This is a genomic window from Pseudomonas sp. P5_B2, assembly GCF_056400445.1.
Map to the genome: position 1 here is coordinate 1 of NZ_JBFULH010000773.1, position 1733 is coordinate 1733.

The 1733-nt window shown below is 54.8% G+C and carries 2 protein-coding genes and 1 pseudogene; all 3 read right to left on the reverse strand.

The window, feature by feature from the left end; translation table 11 throughout:
- Positions 1-217 precede the first annotated feature (217 nt).
- Positions 218-646: a nuclear transport factor 2 family protein gene (locus tag AC1DRJ_RS26615; protein ID WP_477804776.1), complete on the reverse strand. Its 429-nt coding sequence runs from the start codon at positions 644-646 to the stop codon at positions 218-220.
- A 291-nt stretch (positions 647-937) separates the two neighbouring features.
- Positions 938-1180 (reverse strand): annotated as a pseudogene (locus tag AC1DRJ_RS26620) (hypothetical protein); the annotation flags it as partial.
- Positions 1181-1315: 135 nt separating this feature from the next.
- A partial coding sequence (locus tag AC1DRJ_RS26625; protein WP_477804777.1) for an RES family NAD+ phosphorylase occupies positions 1316-1733 on the reverse strand: 418 nt, incomplete at its 5' end.

A 1733-nucleotide genomic window follows, 5' to 3' on the forward strand; every position in this document is an offset into this window, starting at 1 on the left:
GCTGAGGAGGGTTTGGCGTTTCATGATGGTGTGCTCCGGGGTGTTTATTGGTTGGTATGGAGCGGATGTTACGCCGAGGAATTTTTAAGAGAACTTCATTGAGTTGATGGTGACTATCGATGTCGGCAATGGGTCAATGCGCGCGGTGATCACACCGCACGGCACCTGATCTCCGGGCCTCTAAACGGCGGGAAGCCCGGGAGCGCGACGTACAAAATCAGCCTTTGCTGGCCGCCAGATAGGCACCAAGGCGTTGCCCCATTTGCTCACCCAATGCTTGCAAGCCGCTCAGGGGACGAACCATCACCTCAAACTCAACGATTTTTCCCTGTTCATTGAAGCGGATCATGTCAATGCCCTTTAGCTGTTTTCCGCCCACGCTGGCGCTGAATTCCAGGACGACATTCAACCCGTCTGCCGTGGCCAGTTCGCGGTGGTAGGCAAAGTCCTCAAACACTTTGACGACGGTGCTGAGAATCATCGAAACCACAGGCGCTCCCGGATAAGGTGTGTGAGCCATCGGCGAGCGAAACACCGCTTGTGGGTCCAACAGGTCGGGCAGGGCACTCAAATCGCCCGTGCGGATCATGTCGTGCCATTGCTTCAAGGAGGCTGCGGCCTTGGGGTGCAGGTTCAGTTCAGACATTTTCTACTCCTGTATTTTTATTGTGGGTTCTGCAACGTCAAGAGGCGTGGTTGTGCGAAAGCATTGGTCAATGACTGCCGCTGCATCGTCTGCCACTGACTGTATATCGCAGGACCCGGATGGAAGCCATCCCGTACCATCTAACCCCGTCATGGGGGACGACTCATAAGTAACGTGCGTTTGGACGATGCGCTCAGCCAGCGCGGTGAGTGCAATAAAAATAGCCCACGAAAAAGCCCGGCTGATAAGGCCGGGCTCTTTGTCGGGAACCGCGTTGAAGCTACTCATTCATGCAACGCGGCTTTCGATCAAACGGTCGGAGCCGCCTTCGGCAACGCGGTTTTGCATCAGGTGGTCGGCGCCATCAGCGGCTACACGATTCTCGATCAAACGATCCGAACCCCCTTCAGCCACACGGCTTTCAATCAGACGATCCGAGCCGCCTTCAGCGACCACAGGTTGWGCAGAGGTAGCGGCRAARGCGTTAACTGCGAAAACCGAGAAAGCGATGCTGAGRAGGGTTTGGCGTTTCATGATGGTGTGCTCCGGGGTGTTTATTGGTTGGTATGGAGCGGATGTTACGCTGAGGATTTTTTAAGAGAACTTCATTGAGTTGATGGTGACTATCGATGTCGGCAATGGTGCATACGCCCCGGTTTCAGGTTGCATTCAGGCTTCACTGATCTTGCTGACACTGGTGATCTGCCCGTTCCAGATCATCTCGTAATGAGCTGTCTGAACAATCGATGCAACCGGTCGCGGCGTCATCAGTGCCCAGCAGTAACTGCCCTGCATACGCACCGAGTTGTATCGAATACCGGGGCATCCTGCCTCTTTGATCGATCTGCCCAATTGACGGGAATGCGTGTAATCGTCAGGCGCATAGACCGGATCAGTCAGCGCAATGGACGCAGCATCTTTCATCGCAGCGTCGGCAAAAGAACAGGACAACCCACGGAAAACAAAGCGCTCGTAGTTAAGGCTGCGGACATTCGACCAATACAGGCTCTGATGATGCCGCACTTCAGCCAAGGCCGTGTCCATGGAGTCCGCCAGGTACAACACCCCAAAGCTGCCATCGCTGAAT